General features: G+C 67.5%; 17 protein-coding genes. 10 read left to right on the top strand and 7 right to left on the bottom strand.

What is annotated here, in order from left to right; genetic code table 11:
- Positions 1–16: 16 nt before the first annotated feature.
- Positions 17–736, bottom strand: coding sequence for a DUF7504 family protein (locus BSG17_RS05165; RefSeq protein WP_089821692.1), 720 nt, complete (start codon positions 734–736; stop codon positions 17–19).
- 118 nt (positions 737–854) lie between these two features.
- On the bottom strand, positions 855–1718 hold the full coding sequence (mtnP, locus tag BSG17_RS05160; RefSeq protein WP_089821690.1) for an S-methyl-5'-thioadenosine phosphorylase: 864 nt from the start codon (positions 1716–1718) through the stop codon (positions 855–857).
- Between the two features lie 205 nt (positions 1719–1923).
- Here mtnP and BSG17_RS05155 point away from each other — a divergent pair, with 205 nt between their 5' ends.
- Both BSG17_RS05155 and BSG17_RS05150 read left to right on the top strand, forming a co-directional pair.
- Positions 1924–3321 (top strand): MATE family efflux transporter, encoded by a 1398-nt coding sequence (locus tag BSG17_RS05155; RefSeq protein ID WP_089822013.1) that lies wholly within the window; start codon positions 1924–1926, stop codon positions 3319–3321.
- Between the two features lie 109 nt (positions 3322–3430).
- Entirely contained in the window at positions 3431–3610 is a 180-nt protein-coding gene (locus BSG17_RS05150) for an AN1-type zinc finger domain-containing protein (protein WP_089821689.1), read from the top strand.
- On the opposite strand, the gene BSG17_RS05145 is transcribed toward BSG17_RS05150, so the two are convergent.
- The 3 genes from BSG17_RS05145 to BSG17_RS05135 form a co-directional block, all read right to left on the bottom strand.
- Entirely contained in the window at positions 3607–4563 is a 957-nt protein-coding gene (locus tag BSG17_RS05145; RefSeq protein WP_089821687.1) for an AEC family transporter, read from the bottom strand. The two genes, BSG17_RS05150 and BSG17_RS05145, sit on opposite strands and share 4 nt — an antisense overlap.
- A gap of 53 nt (positions 4564–4616) precedes the next feature.
- The gene (locus BSG17_RS05140) at positions 4617–5330 is read right to left on the bottom strand and encodes a phosphoribosyltransferase (RefSeq protein WP_089821685.1); all 714 of its coding nucleotides are present in this window, start codon (positions 5328–5330) and stop codon (positions 4617–4619) included.
- Positions 5331–5433: 103 nt separating this feature from the next.
- A complete protein-coding gene (locus BSG17_RS05135; RefSeq protein WP_089821683.1) occupies positions 5434–6753 on the bottom strand; it encodes an MFS transporter in 1320 nt (439 codons plus the stop codon).
- A 453-nt stretch (positions 6754–7206) separates the two neighbouring features.
- Here BSG17_RS05135 and BSG17_RS05125 point away from each other — a divergent pair, with 453 nt between their 5' ends.
- From BSG17_RS05125 to metG, 8 genes are all read left to right on the top strand, one after another.
- The gene (locus tag BSG17_RS05125) at positions 7207–7677 is read left to right on the top strand and encodes a nucleoside deaminase (protein ID WP_089821677.1); all 471 of its coding nucleotides are present in this window, start codon (positions 7207–7209) and stop codon (positions 7675–7677) included.
- A 42-nt stretch (positions 7678–7719) separates the two neighbouring features.
- Positions 7720–8679, top strand: a complete 960-nt coding sequence (locus BSG17_RS05120; RefSeq protein WP_089821675.1) for a PhzF family phenazine biosynthesis protein — start codon at positions 7720–7722, stop codon at positions 8677–8679.
- A 114-nt stretch (positions 8680–8793) separates the two neighbouring features.
- A complete protein-coding gene (gene ppsA, locus BSG17_RS05115; RefSeq protein ID WP_089821673.1) occupies positions 8794–11091 on the top strand; it encodes a phosphoenolpyruvate synthase in 2298 nt (765 codons plus the stop codon).
- 88 nt (positions 11092–11179) lie between these two features.
- The gene (locus BSG17_RS05110; protein WP_089821672.1) at positions 11180–11929 is read left to right on the top strand and encodes a CPBP family intramembrane glutamic endopeptidase; all 750 of its coding nucleotides are present in this window, start codon (positions 11180–11182) and stop codon (positions 11927–11929) included.
- 91 nt (positions 11930–12020) lie between these two features.
- Positions 12021–13106, top strand: coding sequence for a tyrosine decarboxylase MfnA (gene mfnA, locus BSG17_RS05105; RefSeq protein WP_089822012.1), 1086 nt, complete (start codon positions 12021–12023; stop codon positions 13104–13106).
- 97 nt (positions 13107–13203) lie between these two features.
- A complete protein-coding gene (locus tag BSG17_RS05100) occupies positions 13204–13752 on the top strand; it encodes a YqaA family protein (protein ID WP_394327955.1) in 549 nt (182 codons plus the stop codon).
- 67 nt (positions 13753–13819) lie between these two features.
- A complete protein-coding gene (locus BSG17_RS05095) occupies positions 13820–14497 on the top strand; it encodes a LiaF transmembrane domain-containing protein (RefSeq protein WP_089821671.1) in 678 nt (225 codons plus the stop codon).
- Positions 14498–14753: 256 nt separating this feature from the next.
- Positions 14754–16847: a methionine--tRNA ligase gene (gene metG, locus BSG17_RS05090; protein WP_089821668.1), complete on the top strand. Its 2094-nt coding sequence runs from the start codon at positions 14754–14756 to the stop codon at positions 16845–16847.
- Positions 16848–16910: 63 nt separating this feature from the next.
- On the opposite strand, the gene BSG17_RS05085 is transcribed toward metG, so the two are convergent.
- Together BSG17_RS05085 and BSG17_RS05080 are read right to left on the bottom strand one after the other, a co-directional pair.
- Positions 16911–17294: a DUF2267 domain-containing protein gene (locus BSG17_RS05085; RefSeq protein ID WP_089821666.1), complete on the bottom strand. Its 384-nt coding sequence runs from the start codon at positions 17292–17294 to the stop codon at positions 16911–16913.
- 55 nt (positions 17295–17349) lie between these two features.
- A complete protein-coding gene (locus BSG17_RS05080; protein ID WP_089821664.1) occupies positions 17350–17580 on the bottom strand; it encodes a hypothetical protein in 231 nt (76 codons plus the stop codon).
- Between the last annotated feature and the right edge of the window lie 125 nt (positions 17581–17705).

Below are 17705 nucleotides of genomic sequence, written 5' to 3'. Positions count from 1 at the left end.
GAGACGGCGCTCCCGGTCAGCCCAGCTGTAACCAGTCGGTCTGTATTCCCGGTTCGTGTAACGTCCAGCGCTGTTGCGGACCGGACACCGACGGACGCGTCTCGACCGTCGCGTCGAACAGTCGTTCGAAGTCGGCGTCGATCTCCCGGCCGACCGACGCCGAGAGGTGGTAGTGGCCGATGCCGCGGGCGGTACGGACGCGGGCGGTCACGACGTGGAGAAACCGGTGTAGCCGGGGGTAAGCGACGTCGTCGACGAGCGGATCCAGTGAGTCGAAACAGACGCGTATCTCGCCGGGGTCGGGGTCCGCCGCCTCGAACCGTGTGAGGTGGTCGTGAAGGTGTCGAGCGAGCGTCGACAACGACGGCTCCGGTCGTGGCTCCAGTCGACTGAACCAGTCGGGTGCGTCGACGGTCGACGTGGTTCTGTGCGGCGTCTGCGGTTCGACAGCCCGGGTGTCGGCTGGCCGGTCGCCACCGAGGGCGGTGTCGGCGAGCGCCGTCCGCGTCTCGATGCCGGGGACGTCGAGCAGTCCGAACCGGGTCGGGTCGGTGGTCGGGTCGAGCTGTTCGTCGCCGTGCGTCCTGACGAGGAGTCGTCGGCGGAGCATCGACTCCGACCCGAGCAGCTGGCTGCAGACGGTCGTCTCAGAGGGGTCTGTGAGCACGAGAACGTTCGCACCGCGTCGCTTGAGCGACTGCAGATGCGTATCGAGTCGCTCGACGTCTCCCTCCATCGGCAGAGGGTTCTGCGGCCGACTATATAGAACTTCGGAGCGTCCGAAATAATGTCGTGTCGGGCGTCGTCGCCTCCGAGACCCGTCGACGCGGCCGAACGGGGGCGACCGGAACCACTCAGTCGTCGAGGTAGTCGCCCACCAGCAGGTCGACACGTTCGCGGGTCGCCTCGGGGATGGCGTCGGCGGGAGTGTTGATGGTGCCTTCGAGCGATGAGTGTGCGGCGCACTCGTGGTCCTCGGGGAGCGTCCGGATCGCCTCCTCGACGGTCCGTTTGATCGCCTCCTGGTTCCTCTCGGCGTTCTCCAGCACCTCCTCGAGCGTCACCTCGTGGTCCTGTTTCCAGACGTCGTAGTCGGTGACGCCCGCCACGGTCGCGTAGGCGATCTCGGCCTCGCGGGCGAGTTTCGCCTCGGGGACGGCGGTCATGCCGACGACGTCCCACCCCTGCTCGCGGTAGAACTCGCTCTCGGCGCGCGTGGAGTACTGCGGCCCCTCGATGCAGACGTAGGTGCCGCCCCGCTGGACGTCCGCGTCGGTCGCCTCCCCGGCCGCCTCGGTGAGGTGGTCGACGAGTTCGGGCGCGTACGGTTCCGTGATCGGTTGGTGGACGACGATGCCGTCGCCGAAGAACGTCGACGTCCGGTGTTTGGTCCGGTCGAAGATCTGGTCCGGGACGACGAGCGTTCCCGGCGGTAGCTCCTCTTTGAGGCTGCCGACGGCGTTGCTGGCGAGGATGTGAGTGACGCCGAGCTTCTTGAACGCGTAGATGTTCGCGCGGTACGGGAGGTTCGTCGGCGAACGGCCGTGTTCCGACCCGTGGCGGGGGAGGAACGCCACCTCGCGGCCGGTGTCGCCGAACTCGCCGATCGTGACCGGCGCACTCGGGTCGCCGTACGGGGTGTCTATCTCTTCCTCGCGAGTGTTCTCCAGCGGGAGCGCCTCGTAGATGCCGCTGCCGCCGATGAAACCGATCGTCATGCGAGCAGATGCGGCCAGCAGCCACCTAAATCGTCCGCTTCTGGAGACGCTCGCGGCGCGTCCTCGGCGACACTCCACGCCTCTCCGCGTTTGTGTCAGCTGATACCACACGTCGGGAGCGTTGAAGTACCCCCAGCGTGTCCCGTCTGTAGTGACCTCCTCGTCCTCCACTTCGACTCTCACGGAGGGCGACCTCGTTCGCCCGATGTTGAACCTCGCGTGGCCGATGGTCGCCATCCAACTGCTGCAGGTCGCCTACAACCTCGCCGACACCTTTTGGCTGGGTGCGCTCTCGGCGGACGCGGTGGGCGCGCTGAGTCTCGCGTTCCCGCTCATCTTCCTCCTTATCTCGGTCGGCGGCGGGTTCACGACGGCGGGGACGATCCTCGTCGCACAGCATATGGGTGCGGACAGCGAGCGGGCGGCGGGCCACATCGCCGGGCAGACGCTCTCGTTCGTCACCGTCGTCGCCGTCGGCATCGCCGTCGCCGGCTTCCTGCTGACGGACTCGATGCTCGGTCTGCTTCCCGCCGACGCGGCGACGGCGAGACAGATCGTCCCGCTGGCGGCCGACTACATGCGGCTGTTCTTCCTCGGGATGCCCGCGCTGTTCGGCTTCTTCATCTTCACGTCGCTCATGCGCGGTTACGGCAACACGCGGACGCCGCTCGTCGTCATGCTCGTTAGCGTCGTCGTCAACGTCGTCCTCGACCCGTTTCTCATCTTCGGCTGGGGGCCGTTCCCGGCGATGGCGATCGAGGGTGCGGCCGTCGCGACGGTGTTCTCGCGAGTCGTCGCGACGCTCATCGGCGTCTACGTCCTGTTCGGGACGGACGCGGGACCGACCATCGCCGCGGCGGACCTCGTCCCGCGACTCGACGACGTCCGCGACATCGTCCGACTGGGCGTCCCGAGCGCGCTGGAGCAGTCGACCAGCTCGATGGCGATGATCCTGCTGACGGGGATGGTGGCGACGTTCCCGCCCGCCGTCGTCGCGGCGTACGGCCTCGGCAACCGCCTCATCTCGCTGGCGTTCCTGCCGGCGATGGGCATGAGCCAAGCGATCGACACGGTCGTCGGCCAGAATCTCGGTGCCGGGCGACCGGACCGCGCACAGCGGGCGTCGTATCTGGCGATGAAGCTCGTCGCAGGCGTGATGGTGGGCGTCGCCGTCGTCGCGTGGCTCTTCCCCGAACCGATCGTCGGCGTGTTCATCAGCACGGACACGGCGCAGGCCGCGGCGACCATCGCCCACGCCAGCGACTACCTCCGAACCGTCGCCGTGATGTTCGCCTTCATGGGCGTGCTGCAGGTCGCACTGGGGACGTTCCGTGGGGCCGGCAACACCCGGACGGCGCTGGCGTTCTCGCTCGTCACGCTCTGGGTGGGCCGACTCCCGGCGACGTACTACCTCGTCTTCGTCGAGGGGTGGGGGCCGACGGGTGTCTGGGTCGCCGTCGCGGTCGGCGACGTCGTCGGCTGTCTCGCCGCCGTCGCGTGGCTCTCGCGGGGGACGTGGAAGGAGTCCATCGTCGACGACGACACCGCCGCCGACCGCGAGGCCGACGACGGCGGCTGCGCCCATCCGCCGGCCGACGACTGAGACTGTGAAACGTCGAGGGCCGTCTTCGACGCCACCGTCGCCCTCTCTCCTGTCAATCAGACTCTATTTGTAATGAACAATTATGTGGGATGCGCCTCGACACTAGGTCATGGTATCGTGTAACCGGTGTGGAGAGACACTCCTCGACGCGCGTCCCTGTTCCTACTGTGGGGCGCAGTTCTGTGCCGACCACCGGCTGCCGGAGCGACACGACTGTGCCGGCGTCGAGGGGTGGGACCGGCGTGGCGACCGGTTCGACAGTGGGTTCGAGGACGACGCCTCTGCCTAGAATATCATCCCGGCGTCGAGGAGTGCGATGAACACCGTCAAGAGCGGCACGCTCACGAGCGTCGTCGTCAGGACGACGGTGCTGACGTACTCGGCGACTTCGACGCCGCCGACCCGCTCGCCGCCGGCGAACTCGGCGACCAGGATGAGCGGCGTGACGGCCGCGGGCATCGCCGACTCCAGCGCGAACGTCTTCGCGACGGTCGGATTTTCGAACCCCATCGCCAGCGCGACGCCGATGCCGACGACGGGGGCGACGACCATCTTCAGCACGTTCGCCGTCCCGGCTCGTCGGAGCGCCGCCCCGTAGTCGGTCTGGGAGAGTTGGAGTCCGAGGATGAGAAGCATCACCGGGATCGAGGAGTCGCCGACGAGTTTCAGCGTCGACAGCGCGGCCGACCCCTCCGGGGGGACGACTCCGAGATACCGAACCGCGAGTGCCGCGAGGACGGCGTACACGAGTGGGATCTTCACGGCGCGCTTGAGCCCAGCGAGCCCGCCGGAGCCGCCGCTCCGCGAGGCGATGTAGACGCCGACGGTGTAGATGAGTACACTCTGAGCCGTGAGAAAGAGGACGGCCGTACTCCGCCCCGTCTCGCCGAACGCGAACTCCGAGACGGGCAGGCCGTAGTTGCCCGTGTTGGGGAACGCACTCACGAGGACGAGCGCCGAGAGCAGCGGGTCGTCGGTACCGAACAGTCGGCCGACGGTCTCCGCGACGAGGACCATCGCGATCGTGTAGACGGCGACGCCGCCGACGACGCGGACGAGCGTCCCGCCGCCGAGCGTCGTGGTCGCGAGGCTGTGGAAGACGAGCGCCGGTGCGAGCACGTAGACGACGATTGTGTTCAGCGGGCCGGGGTCGACCGTCTTCACTCGGCCGAGCAGGAAGCCGATACCCGCGAGTGCGACGATCGGGAGGATGGCCGTCGCGAAGATAGAGAGCAGACTCACGGAGTCACCGCTCGTTGAGTGTCACGGCCGCGACAGCGTCGAACACTGTTCGTTCAGGCACCGACCCCGTCGTTCTCGAGGAGTCGCCACGCGCCGTCGCCGGTCGACTCCACGTAGCCGCGTCGCTCCATCTCGGTCATGACCTCCATCAGTCGGCCGGGCTGGGCGATCTCCATCTCGATGCGGTCGACGTCGTGGAACTCGCTGAGGTAGTGCCGGACGTCGTCGCGCTCGAACGTCTCCTCGTCGGCCTTCTTCATCACGCCCGTGATGAGGTCGATCATGTCCTCGATGAAGTTCCACGGGTAGACGACCCACGCCCACTCCTCGAGACGCTCGCCGATGTAGTCGGGCTCGAACTCGCTCGTCTGGAGCAGTTGGAGCGTCGCGGTGCGAACCTCGCCCGCGTCACGCTCTCGGACGTACTCGTCGGCGCGCTTGATGGAGCCACCGGTGTCGGCGATGTCGTCGATGATGAGGACGTCTTTGCCCTTGACGCTCCCCTCCGGCATCGGGTAGCGAACTTCGGGCTCGTTCGACTTCTGGGCCGTCCCGACGTAGTGTTCCATCTTCAGGCTCGTCAGGTCGTCCATCCCGAGGAAGTCACAGATACAGCGACCGGCGAACCAGCCGCCGCGGGCCAACGCGACGACGACGTCTGGTTCGAAGTCGTCGCGTTTGACCTGGTTGCTGACACCCCGACAGAGATCGTAGATGTAGTCCCAGTTAGTGATAGTGCATTTGAACTCGTCCGGGAGGTCACTCATGCCGTCCTGTGAGTGGAGTGGCTCGACACATAAGGGTTTACAGGCTGTTTCGCCGAGGATGGTTCGCCGCGGAGGGAGAACCCGTCGGTCGAGAGCCCGGTGGTCACTCGTCGCGACTCGCCGACGGCGTCACGTCGAACGCCGCCGGGTCGGCGTCCCCGACAGCCGGGAGGCGACGGAGTCGCGGACGGACGAGGACGTACAGCCCCGTGAACCCGAAGCCGAACGCGGCCAGCCCCATCGTCGTCGGTCCGACCAGTTCGGCGACGACGCCGCCGACCAGCGAGCCCACGGGCAGCGTGGCGCCCGAAGCGGTTCCCTTGATCGACGACACGCGACCGAGGAGGTCGGCGGGGAACACGGTCTGGTTCAGCGTCGACGTGAGCACCCCGCTGGCGCCCGCCGGTACCCACGCGAGTCCGAACAGGACGACGGTGAGCGTCGCCGACGGCGCGTACACCGCGGCGACCCAACAACACGCGGCCACCGAGTTGCCGACGAGCAGTACTCGCCCGTACGCGACGTCTTCGAGATACGGCGCGACGAGCGAGCCGACGAGTCGGCCGACGCCGAGCGCACCGAGCAACAGCCCGTAGACGGCGGGGCCGCCGACGCCGTCGCCGAACGCCGGGAGGATCGCGAGCGTCACGCCGGTCGCGAAGTTGGCCACCGCCGTCGTGAGTACCAGTTCGACGAAGACGGTCCCGCGGAGTACGTCGACCCCGTCCCGTAGGTCAGCGAGGTACGACCCGAGCACCGACTCATCGCCGCCCTCCGGCTTCTCCTCGCTCTCGTCGCCACCGTCCTCCCCGTCGACGGCGCTGGACGACGGGACGGCGATGCCGGCGAACAACAGCCCCGCGACGGCGAAGGTGACCGAGTCGAACAGGAACAGCGTCGTCGCGCCGAAGGCGGCGATGAACGCGCCGCCGAGCGCGTCGAACACCATGTCCAGTCCGAGCGTGACGGTCGCGAGCGCGGAGTTGGCCCGCGACAGCCGCGCGTCGGGGACGATTCGGGGGACGAGCGTCGCCTGCATCGGCGACATCAGCAACGTCGCGAGCGTCAGCACCGGGACGACCGCGAGCAGGACGACGACGCTCAGCCGTCCCGTCGCCGCGGCGAGCGGCAGCACGAGGACGACGACGCCCTGCAGGAGTTGCGACCCGACGAGGACGGGCCTGAGCGGGAGGCGGTCCACGACCGGGCCGGCGAGTATCTGCAGGAGCCACGGCAGCAACAACAGCGCGTTCGCGACCCCCGTGAGGACGGTCGAACCGCTGAGTTCGAAGACGAGCCACAGGACGGCGACGGTGTAGAGGCTGTCGCCGGCGTTCGTCACGAACTGCCCGGCGAAGAACCGCTGGAAGTCGCGGTTCCGCCACAGCGACGGCTCCGCCCTCGCTGTGTCGGCCACGGTCATCGGCGACCACCTCCGGCGGTCGTCGGTCGTCCGGGCAGTCGGTGTGGCTGCGGACCGAACGGTCGGGACGATGGCGGGCGATACGACTGTCGTTCGAGCGGCGGTTCGTGGGCAGACGAGTCCCGGCTCTGCGCCGGCGACTCGGTGGAGATCGGCATATGCGTGTGTGTTCGGTGGAGACGCTGCGGCTACGGAACGTAGCGAGACGAACCCGAGTGCTGCGGCTATCGGGCCCGTCGCGCGGCGGGGGGCGCGAGCGGATCGAACACCGGACGACACGCGAACCGGCGAGTCATAGGACGCTTCACCCCAACTGTCGAGGACCTGGGATATATTTCTGGCGGCAGTGTGACACGTCGGCGTGGGCCGCCGTCCTCTCGAGTCCGGTCGTCGGCGTCTCGTCGCTCGCCGCGACCCGAAGGCTCTGCACCGTCGCTCCCGAACATACCACCCATGACCGACACCACCGTCTCGGACGACGTCGACCACGACCACCTCCGGCGCGCCTTCGATCTCGCCCGCGAGGCCGCAGACGCGGGCGACGAACCGTTCGGGTCCGTCCTCGTCTCCGACGGCGAGGTGATCGCCGAGTCGCGCAACACGGTCGTCACCGACGACGACGTCACCGCCCACCCGGAGTTGAAACTCGCCCGGTGGGCCGCCCGCGAACTCGACGAGACAGAAGTCGCCGAGACGACGATGTACACGAGCACCGAACCGTGTCCGATGTGTGCGGGCGCGATGTACCACGCCGGCCTCCGGCGCGTCGTGTTCAGCACGCCCGCAGAGACGGTCGGCGAGGTCGCCGGCGCGGAGCTGGTGATGCCCTCCAGCGAGGTGTTCGCCCGCGGCGCGGAGTCCGTGGCGGTCGTCGGTCCGGTGCTGGAAGGCGAAGGGCGTGAGATCCACGAGTCGTTTTGGTGAGTTTCTCCCGGCTTTATCAGGCCACGTGCCGACGACGCCGCCATGGACTCCCGACGCGCACTGCTCGTCGACGCCTTCACGACCGACCCGTTGGCAGGAAACGCCGCCGGCGTCGTCCCGGACGCCGACGGCCTCTCGGAGACGCAGATGCAGGCTATCGCCCGCGAACTCTCGGTGAGCGAGACGGTGTTCGTCCGCGCGCCCGACGACGACGGCGACTACCGCGTCCGCTACTTCACGCCGACGCAGGAGGTCGACCTCTGTGGACACGCCACCGTCGCGCTCCACGCGCATCTCCACGACGACGGGGCGCTCGACGCCGGCACGCACGCGATGGAGACGAACGTCGGGACGCTCGCCGTCGACGTCGCCGAGGACGGCACCGTGTGGATGACGCAGGCCGACCCGACGGTTCGAGAGGTCGACCTGGACGACGAGCGCGTCGCCGACGCCCTCGGCGTCGACGTCGCCACCTTACGTGACGTCGGCGCGGACCTGCCGACGGCCGTCGCCTCGACGGGCCTCCCGTTTCTCGTCGTCCCGATCAACTTCCTCGAACATCTCGGCAACGCCGACCCCGACATGGACGCGATCGCGTCGCTCGCGGCCGACTACGACGCCACAGGCGTCTACGCGTTCACGTTCGACGCACTGGACGCCGACTCGACGCTCCACGCACGGATGTTCGCCCCCGGCGCGGGCGTCCCCGAGGACCCCGTGACTGGCACCGCGAGCGGGGCGTGCGGGGCGTACCTGCGTGCGGTGGAGGCTTTCGAAGGCGGCGAGACGCGAAGCGTCTCGGAAGGAGAGAGCGAGGAGCACAGCGACTCGCGAGCTATGCCCGAGGAGATGCGCTTCGAACAGGGTCACTTCGTCGACCGACCGGGTCTCGTCCGCGTGTGCGTCGGTGACACGGTGCAGGTCGGCGGACGCGCGACGGCGTCGTTCGACGGGACGCTCCGCGTCCCCGAACAGGAGGACGACGACATCGTCGAGGCCTGATTTCGTCGCTCCGAACTGTTCACGAAAAGGCTAACTCGGCTCCGAGTCAGTAATTTACGTCGTTGCGCGGGTCGGAAACTTCTTTAGCGCGAGTGGTGTCGTTTCGAATGCGAAATGGCTCTACTTTGGCTGGACGACGTGAGGGCTGCGGACCTCGAGACAGTCGGTGGTAAAGGCGCCTCGCTGGGGGAACTCACCTCCGCGGGGCTTCCCGTCCCACCGGGATTCGTCGTGACGGCGGGTACGTACCGCGAGTTCATCGAGGAGTCCGGTATCGACGAGGACCTGTTCGCCGCGATGGAGATCGACTCCGAGGACTCCAAGGCGCTCGCCGGAGCGCAGGAACGCGCGCACGAACTCATCATGGGGACCCCCATGCCCGAGGAGGTGCGCGAGGAGATCCTCGAGGCGTACCGCTCCGTCGGCGGCGACGAGGAGGCGTTCGTCGCCGTCCGCTCGTCGGCGACCGCCGAGGACCTCCCCGACGCCTCCTTCGCGGGGCAACAGGAGACGTTCCTCAACGTCACCGAGAAGGACCTCCTCGAACGCGTCAAGGAGTGTTGGGCGTCGCTGTTCTCCCAGCGCGCCATCTACTACCGCAACCAGAAGGGGTTCCCGCACCACGAGGTCGACATCGCCGTCGTCGTCCAGCAGATGGTCGACGCCGAGAAGTCCGGCGTGATGTTCACCTCCCACCCCTCGACGGGCGAACCCCGCGCCATCATCGAGTCGGCGTGGGGACTCGGCGAGGCGGTCGTCTCCGGGTCGGTCTCGCCGGACAACTACGTCGTCGACCGCAAGACGGGCGAGGTCGTCGACGTCACCGTCGCCGACAAGAAGGTAATGCACGTCAAGGACGAAGAGACGGGCGAGACCGTCGAGGTCGACGTCCCCGACGAGCGACGCGAGGAGCGCGTGCTCTCCGACGAGGAGATCGCCGCGCTCATCGAGGTCGGCGAGCAGGTCGAAGAGCACTACGAGACGCCGCAGGACGTCGAGTGGGCTATCGTCGACGGGGAGATCTACATGCTCCAGTCGCGACCGATCACGACGATCAGCGACGACGACAGTGGCATCGAGGAGGCCGCAGGCGAAGCCGTCGCCAACGGCGGCCAGTCCCTCGAAGAGGCAGGCAGCGGCGACGTCCTTCTCCGTGGACTGGGTGCCAGCCCCGGGGTCGTCTCCGGGAGCGTGCGCATCGTCACGAAGCTCGACCAACTCGACAAGGTGTCGGACGGAGACATCATCGTCACCGAGATGACGATGCCGGACATGGTGCCCGCGATGAAGCGCGCGGCGGGTATCGTCACCGACGAGGGCGGGATGACCTCCCACGCCGCCATCGTCTCCCGCGAACTCGGCGTGCCGGCCGTCGTCGGCTGTAGCAGTGCCACCCGGGAACTCGAAGACGACCAGATCGTCACTATCGACGGCGACAAGGGGACTATCCGCGAGGGTCGCGAGTCGAAAGACGTCGAGGAGCGCGAACCGGTCGAGGAGGTACGACCGAAGACGCCAGTCAAACCGATGACCGCCACGGAGGTCAAGGTGAACGTCTCCATCCCCGAGGCCGCCGAGCGCGCCGCCGCGACCGGTGCCGACGGCGTCGGCCTGCTCCGAATCGAACACATGGTGCTCTCCCTGGGGATGACCCCCGAGCGGTACATCCGCGAGAACGGCGAGCGCGCCTACATCGACGAGATCGTCGAGGGCGTCCGCACGGTCGCCGAGGAGTTCTACCCGCGGCCGGTCCGCGTCCGCACGCTCGACGCACCGACCGACGAGTTCCGCCAACTGCCCGGCGGCGACGACGAACCCAAAGAGCACAACCCAATGCTCGGCTACCGCGGCATCCGTCGGAGCCTCGACAAACCCGACGTGTTCGCCCACGAGCTGGAGGCGTTCCGCCGCCTGTTCGACATGGGGTACGACAACGTCGAGATCATGTTCCCGCTCGTCAACGACGCCGAGGACGTCTACCGGGTGAAGAAACTGATGCGAGAGGCGGGGATCGACCCCGACAAACAGGATTGGGGCGTGATGATCGAGACGCCCGCGAGCGCACTCGGTATCCGCGAACTCGCCGAGGCGGGCATCGACTTCGCCTCCTTCGGGACGAACGACCTCACCCAGTACACCCTGGCCGTGGACCGCAACAACGAGAACGTCGCCGACCGCTTCGACGAACTCCATCCTGCTGTCCTGGAGCTCATCGGCTCGACGATCGAGACCTGCCGCGAACTCGGCGTGAAGACGAGCATCTGCGGACAGGCCGGCTCGAAGCCGAAGATGGTGCAGTTCCTCGTCAACGAAGGTGTAACGTCCATCTCGGCGAACATCGACGCCGTCCGCGACGTCCAACACGAGGTCAAACGCGTCGAGCAGAAACTCGTCCTCGACTCCGTCCGGTAGTCGACCAGCCGCGCCTTTTTCGCCTGGGTCACCATCTCAGCCCCGAATTGATACGCTTTCGGCGCGTACCTGTCTGTGAGAACACACCATGTCGCAGACAGTCTCCACTTCACCGACCGACCAGTCCGGCCGACTTCCGTCTCGCGTCCGGGCGGTGCTCGTCGCCACCGGTCTCGTCGCCGCCGCCGTCCTCCTGAGTCTGGTCGTCGGCGTCGCCGTCGCGCTCCCCTTGCTCCTCGGTGGGTTCGACCCCACCTCCGGCGTCGTCCTCGTCGCCTCGCTTCTGGCCACGCAGCTCTCGTTCGCCGTCGTCGCCGCTCTCTATCTGTGGCGGCGCGAGTGGAGCGTCGCGTGGAGCGTTCCGACCGGTCGCGACCTCCTGTGGGTCGCCGGAGGCGTCGTCGTCACCGTTACCGCGGCGCTGGGACTGCTCGCCCTCTCGGAACGGCTCGGCGTCGAACCGGTCGAGAGTGTCGTCGAAGCGCCCGTCCTCGCGGACCCCACGCTCCTCTTGGCGCTCGCCGGACTCTCTCTCGTCCTCGTCGCACCCGTCGAGGAGTTGCTGTTCCGCGGCGTCGTCCAGGGGCGACTCCGCCGGACGTTCGGCGCACCCGTCGCCGTCGGCGTCGCGAGTCTCCTCTTCGCCTCGATCCACCTGTTGAACCTCGTGACGGTCGGCGTCGGCGCGGTCGTGATGGTCGCCGTCATCTTCGTCGTCGGTGCAGTGCTGGGCGTCGCCTACGAGCGCACCGACAACCTCCTCGTCCCGGTGCTCGTCCACGGGGTCTACAACACGACGCTGTTCGTGCTCACCTACCTCTCGCTCGCCGGTGTCTGAACCCATCGACGACGCCACGGACGGTCTGCCCCCCGTGACAGTCCGGACCAGAGCGGAACGGATAAACCCGGCCAGAGGTAACGTGGCCGACATGCAGCGTCTCGCCCGGGAACCGCAGCAGTTCGACCGCGTCCTCTCGTCGATGTGTACGGAGCCACACCCTGCCGCCCGGGAGGCCGCCATGCGATTTCTCGCGACGAACCCCGGCGACCCGGCGACGTATCAGGAGGTAGCGACTCTCGAAGGGCGGGCCGTCGACGCGCTCGGCGAGGTCGCCGGGTTGGCCGACCCTCACGGCTACGTCGCCAGCGGTGGTACCGAAGCAAACGTCCAGGCGGTCCGGGCCGCACGCAACCTCGCCCGCGACGCGGATGGTCGCCCCGGGAAGACCGACTCCCCAGCGGTGGTCGCCCCCGAGAGCGTCCACTTCAGCTTCCAGAAGGCCGCCGACGTCCTCGGGGTCGAGCTGCGGACGGTCCCCCTCGATGACGAGTTCCGAGCGGACGTCGAGGCCGTCGAGGCCGCCGTCGACGACGACACGGTGCTCGTCGTCGGCGTCGCCGGTACGACCGAGTACGGTCGGGTCGACCCCATCCCCGCCCTCGCCGACGTCGCCCACGACAACGGTGCGCTCCTCCACGTCGACGCCGCGTGGGGCGGGTTCTGTCTCCCGTTCACCGACCACGACTGGAGCTTCGCCCACGCCGACGTCGATACGATGACTATCGACCCCCACAAGATGGGCCGGGCGGTCGTCCCCGCCGGTGGACTGCTCGCCCGCGACGCCGCGACGCTCGACGCGCTGGCCGTCGACACCCCCTACCTCGAGTCGACGTCGCAGGCGACGCTGACGGGAACGCGGAGCGGTGCGGGCGTGGCGGGTGCGGCGGCCGTCCTCGAGGAACTGTGGCCCGGCGGCTACCGCGAGCAGTTCGAGACCTCGATGGCGGACGCCGAGTGGCTGGCCGCGGCGCTCGCGGAGCGCGGGTTCGACGTCGTCGACCCGGAGCTCCCGCTCGTCGCCGCCCGACTATCGGACGACCTGTTTGCGGAACTGCGGGCGGCGGACTGGCGCATCTCGCGGACCGCGTCGGGCGAACTCCGCGTGGTGTGTATGCCGCACGTGACTCGCGAGACGCTCCGCGCGTTCGTCGCCGACGTCGACGCGCTGGCCTGACGCAGCCCGTCCTGACGCTCGTCCGACAGCTCTCGATTGCTCGGAAACCTCAACACTTACGTCCACGTACCGGCGAGTGTCCAACGTGTCTCTCGGTCTGTCCCTCCTCGACTTCGCCGCCGTCGGCGGCGTCGACTTCGCGTGGCTCGAACATCTCGTCGAGCGGGCGACGGGGTGGGGCGGACTCGTCATCATCTGGATCTACTCGTTTCTCATCGCCTTCGCGCTCCCCGGCGTGAGCGAGGTCGTCCTCGCCGCGCCCCTGAACCTCGGACTCAGCGGCGCGGCGACGACGACGCTCATTATCTTCGTCAGCGCCTTCGGCAAGGCCGCCGGCAGCGTCTTCGCCTTCCACATCGGACAGGAGGCGAAGGAGTCCGGTCGCATCATCGGGTTCCTCCGCCGCTCGCGGTTCGACATCGTCGAGTGGTCAGAACGGCAGACGGTGAAGATCGCCCAGAAATGGGGGTACGCGGGCCTCGCGCTCGCGCTCTGCGTTCCGGGATTCCCCGACACCATCTCCATCTACGCGTTCTCCGTCCTCGAAGAGGACTACGTGAAGTTCGCGCTGGCGACGTTTGTCGGCAGCGCCGGTCGCCTCGTGCTCTGGCTGGCGGGCGCGGAGGCCGTGCTCTCGGTGTTCTGACAACCGGATTCTCACCGATTGGGAGTCACGGACCCGAGTTATCTCCTCGGCACGCGTCTCCTCACACATGGCCTACAGACGCATCTCAAACCAGTCGCTCGTCGGTGTCCTCGTCGCTCTCGTCGGCGTCGTCCTCCTCGCGAACACCACGGGGCTCTACGACACTCGACCGCTCCTCACCTACGTTCCGTCGCTGTTCGTCCTGGTCGGACTCTACGCCATCGTGAGTAGCGACTTTCAGAACGTCGGCGGACCGCTCGTCCTCGTCACCCTCGCGAGTGCGTGGCAACTCGTCGCCCTCGACCTGCTGACGGTCGAGCGGGCGCTGAGTTTCTGGCCGCTGCTGCTGGTCCTCCTCGGTCTGTCGATCGCGCTCGGCCGGGTTCGCCCCTCGGCCGCCGCCGTCGACGACGACCGACTCGACCTCGTCGCCGCCTTCGGCGGACTCGACCGGCGGGCGACGTCCAAGACGTTTACCGGCGGCACCGTCACCGTCGTGTTCGGTGGCGGTGAACTCGACCTTCGCGACGTCGAAGTAGCCGCGCCCCCCGCCCGGTTGAACGTCGTCTCGCTGTTCGGCGGCGTCGACGTCGTCGTCCCCCGTGACTGGAACGTCCGACTCGACGTGATCCCGATCCTCGGTGCGGCCGAAGACGACCGCCTGCGCCGGGAGTCCGAACACGACGAGATCGACCTCGTCGTCACCGGGTTCTGCGCGTTCGGCGGCGTGAGCGTGAAGAACTGAGCACCGTGTCTCCACGCCGCGAGCGTTAACCGTCGGCGACGTCTCCGCTCGTCTGTGAACTCGGTCCGTCCGACGACGATGGTGATGCGCATGCGACCCTTCTAGCCACGGGTGGACCCCTCGTGCGGCGGCCGGTCGGTGACGCGACGCGGCCACCGCGGTCGGCGAACCCCGCGGGTGTCGACCGGGACGTATCGACGTCCGACCGACCGAAACCAGCGGGCTTTAGGCCCGTTTCCGAGATACAAGAACCAAGATGAGTCACGAGGACTTCCCCACCGAGAACCCGGCGGTGGTCACCTGTGGGTTGCCGTACGCCAACGGCGACCTCCACGTCGGCCACCTCCGAACCTACGTCGGCGGCGACGTGTTCGCCCGGTCGCTCCGCAAACTCGGCCAACAGACCGCGTTCGTCTCCGGCTCGGACATGCACGGCACCCCGGTCGCGGTCAACGCCGCGAAGGAGGGCGTCACCCCCGAGGAGTTCGCCCTCGAGTGGCACGAGACGTACGAGGCGACGTTCCCGAAGTTCAACGTCGAGTTCGACAACTACGGTCACACCCACGACGAGACCAACACCCAGCTAACGCAAGAGATCGTCCGCACGCTGGCCGAGAACGGCCACGTCTACGAGGACGAGGTGATGGTCGGCTACGACCCCGAGGCCGACCAGTGGCTCCCCGACCGCTACGTCGAGGGGACCTGTCCCTACTGCGGTGCCCACGCACGCGGCGACGAGTGTGACGAGGGCTGTCAGCGCCATCTCGAACCCGGCGAGATCGAGGACCCGGTGTCGACGCTTACTGGAAATCCTGCCGAGTACCGCGAGCGGACGCACAAGTTCTTCCGCGTCTCCGAGTTCCAGGAGTACCTCCAGGAGTTCATCGACCGGCTCGAAGGAACGTCGAACGCGAAGAACCAGCCGCGGGAGTGGATCGAGGGGGAATTGCAGGACTGGTGTATCACCCGCGACATGGACTGGGGGATCGACTACCCCGGTGAAGAGGGCGAAGACTTAGTTCTGTACGTCTGGGTCGACGCCCCCATCGAGTACGTCTCCTCGACGAAGCAGTACACCGAGCGCGTCGGCGCCGACGTCTACGACTGGGAAGAGCCCTGGAAGGACGAGGGTGAGATCGTTCACATCATCGGCCGCGACATCATCCAGCACCACACCGTCTTCTGGCCGGCGATGCTGAAGGGCGCGGGCTACAACGAACCGCGCGCCGTCATGGCCAGCGGGTTCGTCACGCTCGGCGGCAAGGGGTTCTCGACGAGTCGGAACCGCGCCGTCTGGGCCGACGAGTATCTCGACGAGGGGTTCCACCCCGACCTGCTGCGCTACTACATCGCCACCAACGGCGGCTTCCAGCAGGACGTCGACTTCTCCTGGGAGAAGTTCCGCGACCGCGTCAACTCGGAGCTCGTCGGCACCGTCGGCAACTTCCTCTACCGGTCGCTGCTCTTTGCCTACCGGAACTACGAGGGGACGCCCGACAGCCCACTCTCCGACGAGGTGCGCCAGCGCATCGAACAGGCCCAGTCGGAGTTCGGCGAGGCCGTCAACGACTACAACGTCCGCGAAGCGGGCAACTCCGCCGTCCGACTGGCGCAGTTCGGCAACGAGTACATCCAGCGCAACGAGCCCTGGAAGCTCACCGATGAGCAGCCAGAGGAGGCCGCGCGGGTCATCCGCGACTGCGTCCAGATCGCGAAGGCCATCGCCGTCCTCTTCGAACCGATCGCCCCCGAGAAGTGTCAGCGGCTCTGGGACGGGCTGAACGAGACGGGCGACGTCGCGGACGCCGAACTCGGTGCCGCGCTCGAGACACCCGCCGCCTCCTTCGACGAACCGACGGAGCTGTTCGAGAAGATCGAAGACGAGCGCGTCGAGGAACTCAACGAGAAGCTCGAAGCGCGCGTCGCCGAGGCGACTGCAGACGAGGACCAAGACGAGGAAGAAACCGAAACTGACGACTCCTCGGCGACGAGTGAGGAAGACGTGACCACAGAACTCGAACCGCTCGCGGACGAGCGGATCAGTTTCGACGACTTCCAGGCGCTCGACATCCGCGTCGGCGAGATTCTCGCCGCCGAGGGGATCGAGGGGGCCGACAAACTCGCAAAACTCACGGTCGACATCGGCCTCGAAGAACGGCAGATCGTCGCCGGTATCAAACAGCTCCACGACCTCGAGGAGCTCGTCGGCGACCGGATCGTCGTCGTCGCCAACCTCGAGAAGGCGGAGCTGTTCGGCGTCGAATCCAACGGGATGCTGCTCGCCGCGGGCGACCAGGCGGACCTCCTGACCACCCACGACGACGCCGAACCCGGGACGAAGGTTCAGTAACCGTAGCCGCGGTCGTGGGGCGGCTCCGTCTCTCTGTCTGCTCTCAGCGGTTCGCTCTCGTGCTCACCCCTCGTACAGCCGTCGGTAGTCCTCGGGCAACTGCGCGAGCGCGTCGTCCCACCGGTCGTCGGTGGACTCCATGAGACTCATCAGCACCGACCGGATGTGCGTCGGGGCGTCGTTGCCGTCGAGTTCCTCTCGTTCGTCCTCGCGCCGTCGGACCCGCTGGACGAACTCGTCGGCGTCGAACTCCTCGGCGTCGCCGTCGGCCTGCGTGACCGCGTCGGCGAGATTGTCCGGGAGCGCCTCCGCGAGCTCCTCGCACTGCCCGTGGTTGAGTCGCTCGCTCAGCACCGCGAGTACTGACTCGGCGGCGGCCGAGACGCGTGCTTCGTCGCTGAGATCGCTCTGTGCCTGCACCGTTCGGACGAACTCGTCGTGGTTCATGTAGGTGAGATAGTCGTCAGTTGGGAGTGTTCGCTGGGACTGTCCACTCCGGGAGTCAGACGTCGGCGCTCAGCCGAATCGTGTCGTCCGACACCGACTCGATCTGTTCGGCGTCGAGCGCGAGACGGTCGTTCTCGTCGGTGAGCGCCGCCTCGATGGTCGCGGAGAGACCGGTCTGTCCCTTGAGGACTGCCTTTTCGTCCTCGACGGCAGTCACCTTGCCGATGTCCTCGCCGCTCGGGTCGACGACGTGTTTGCCGACCAGCTCGTCGGTGATGTGCTCCATTGCATCCCGGCGGTTCGCCCGGACGTTGGTTAGGGCTTATTGCCGATCGGGCGAGGTATCAGCCGAGCGAACGACTCTCCCAAAACGGGACTATATAACGGTCCGGAGGACTGCACAGAGATCGT

Origin of the sequence: Halogranum amylolyticum, assembly GCF_900110465.1 — an archaeon.
Lineage (GTDB): Archaea > Halobacteriota > Halobacteria > Halobacteriales > Haloferacaceae > Halogranum > Halogranum amylolyticum.
This window is presented reverse-complemented; position numbering and strand designations above follow the sequence as displayed.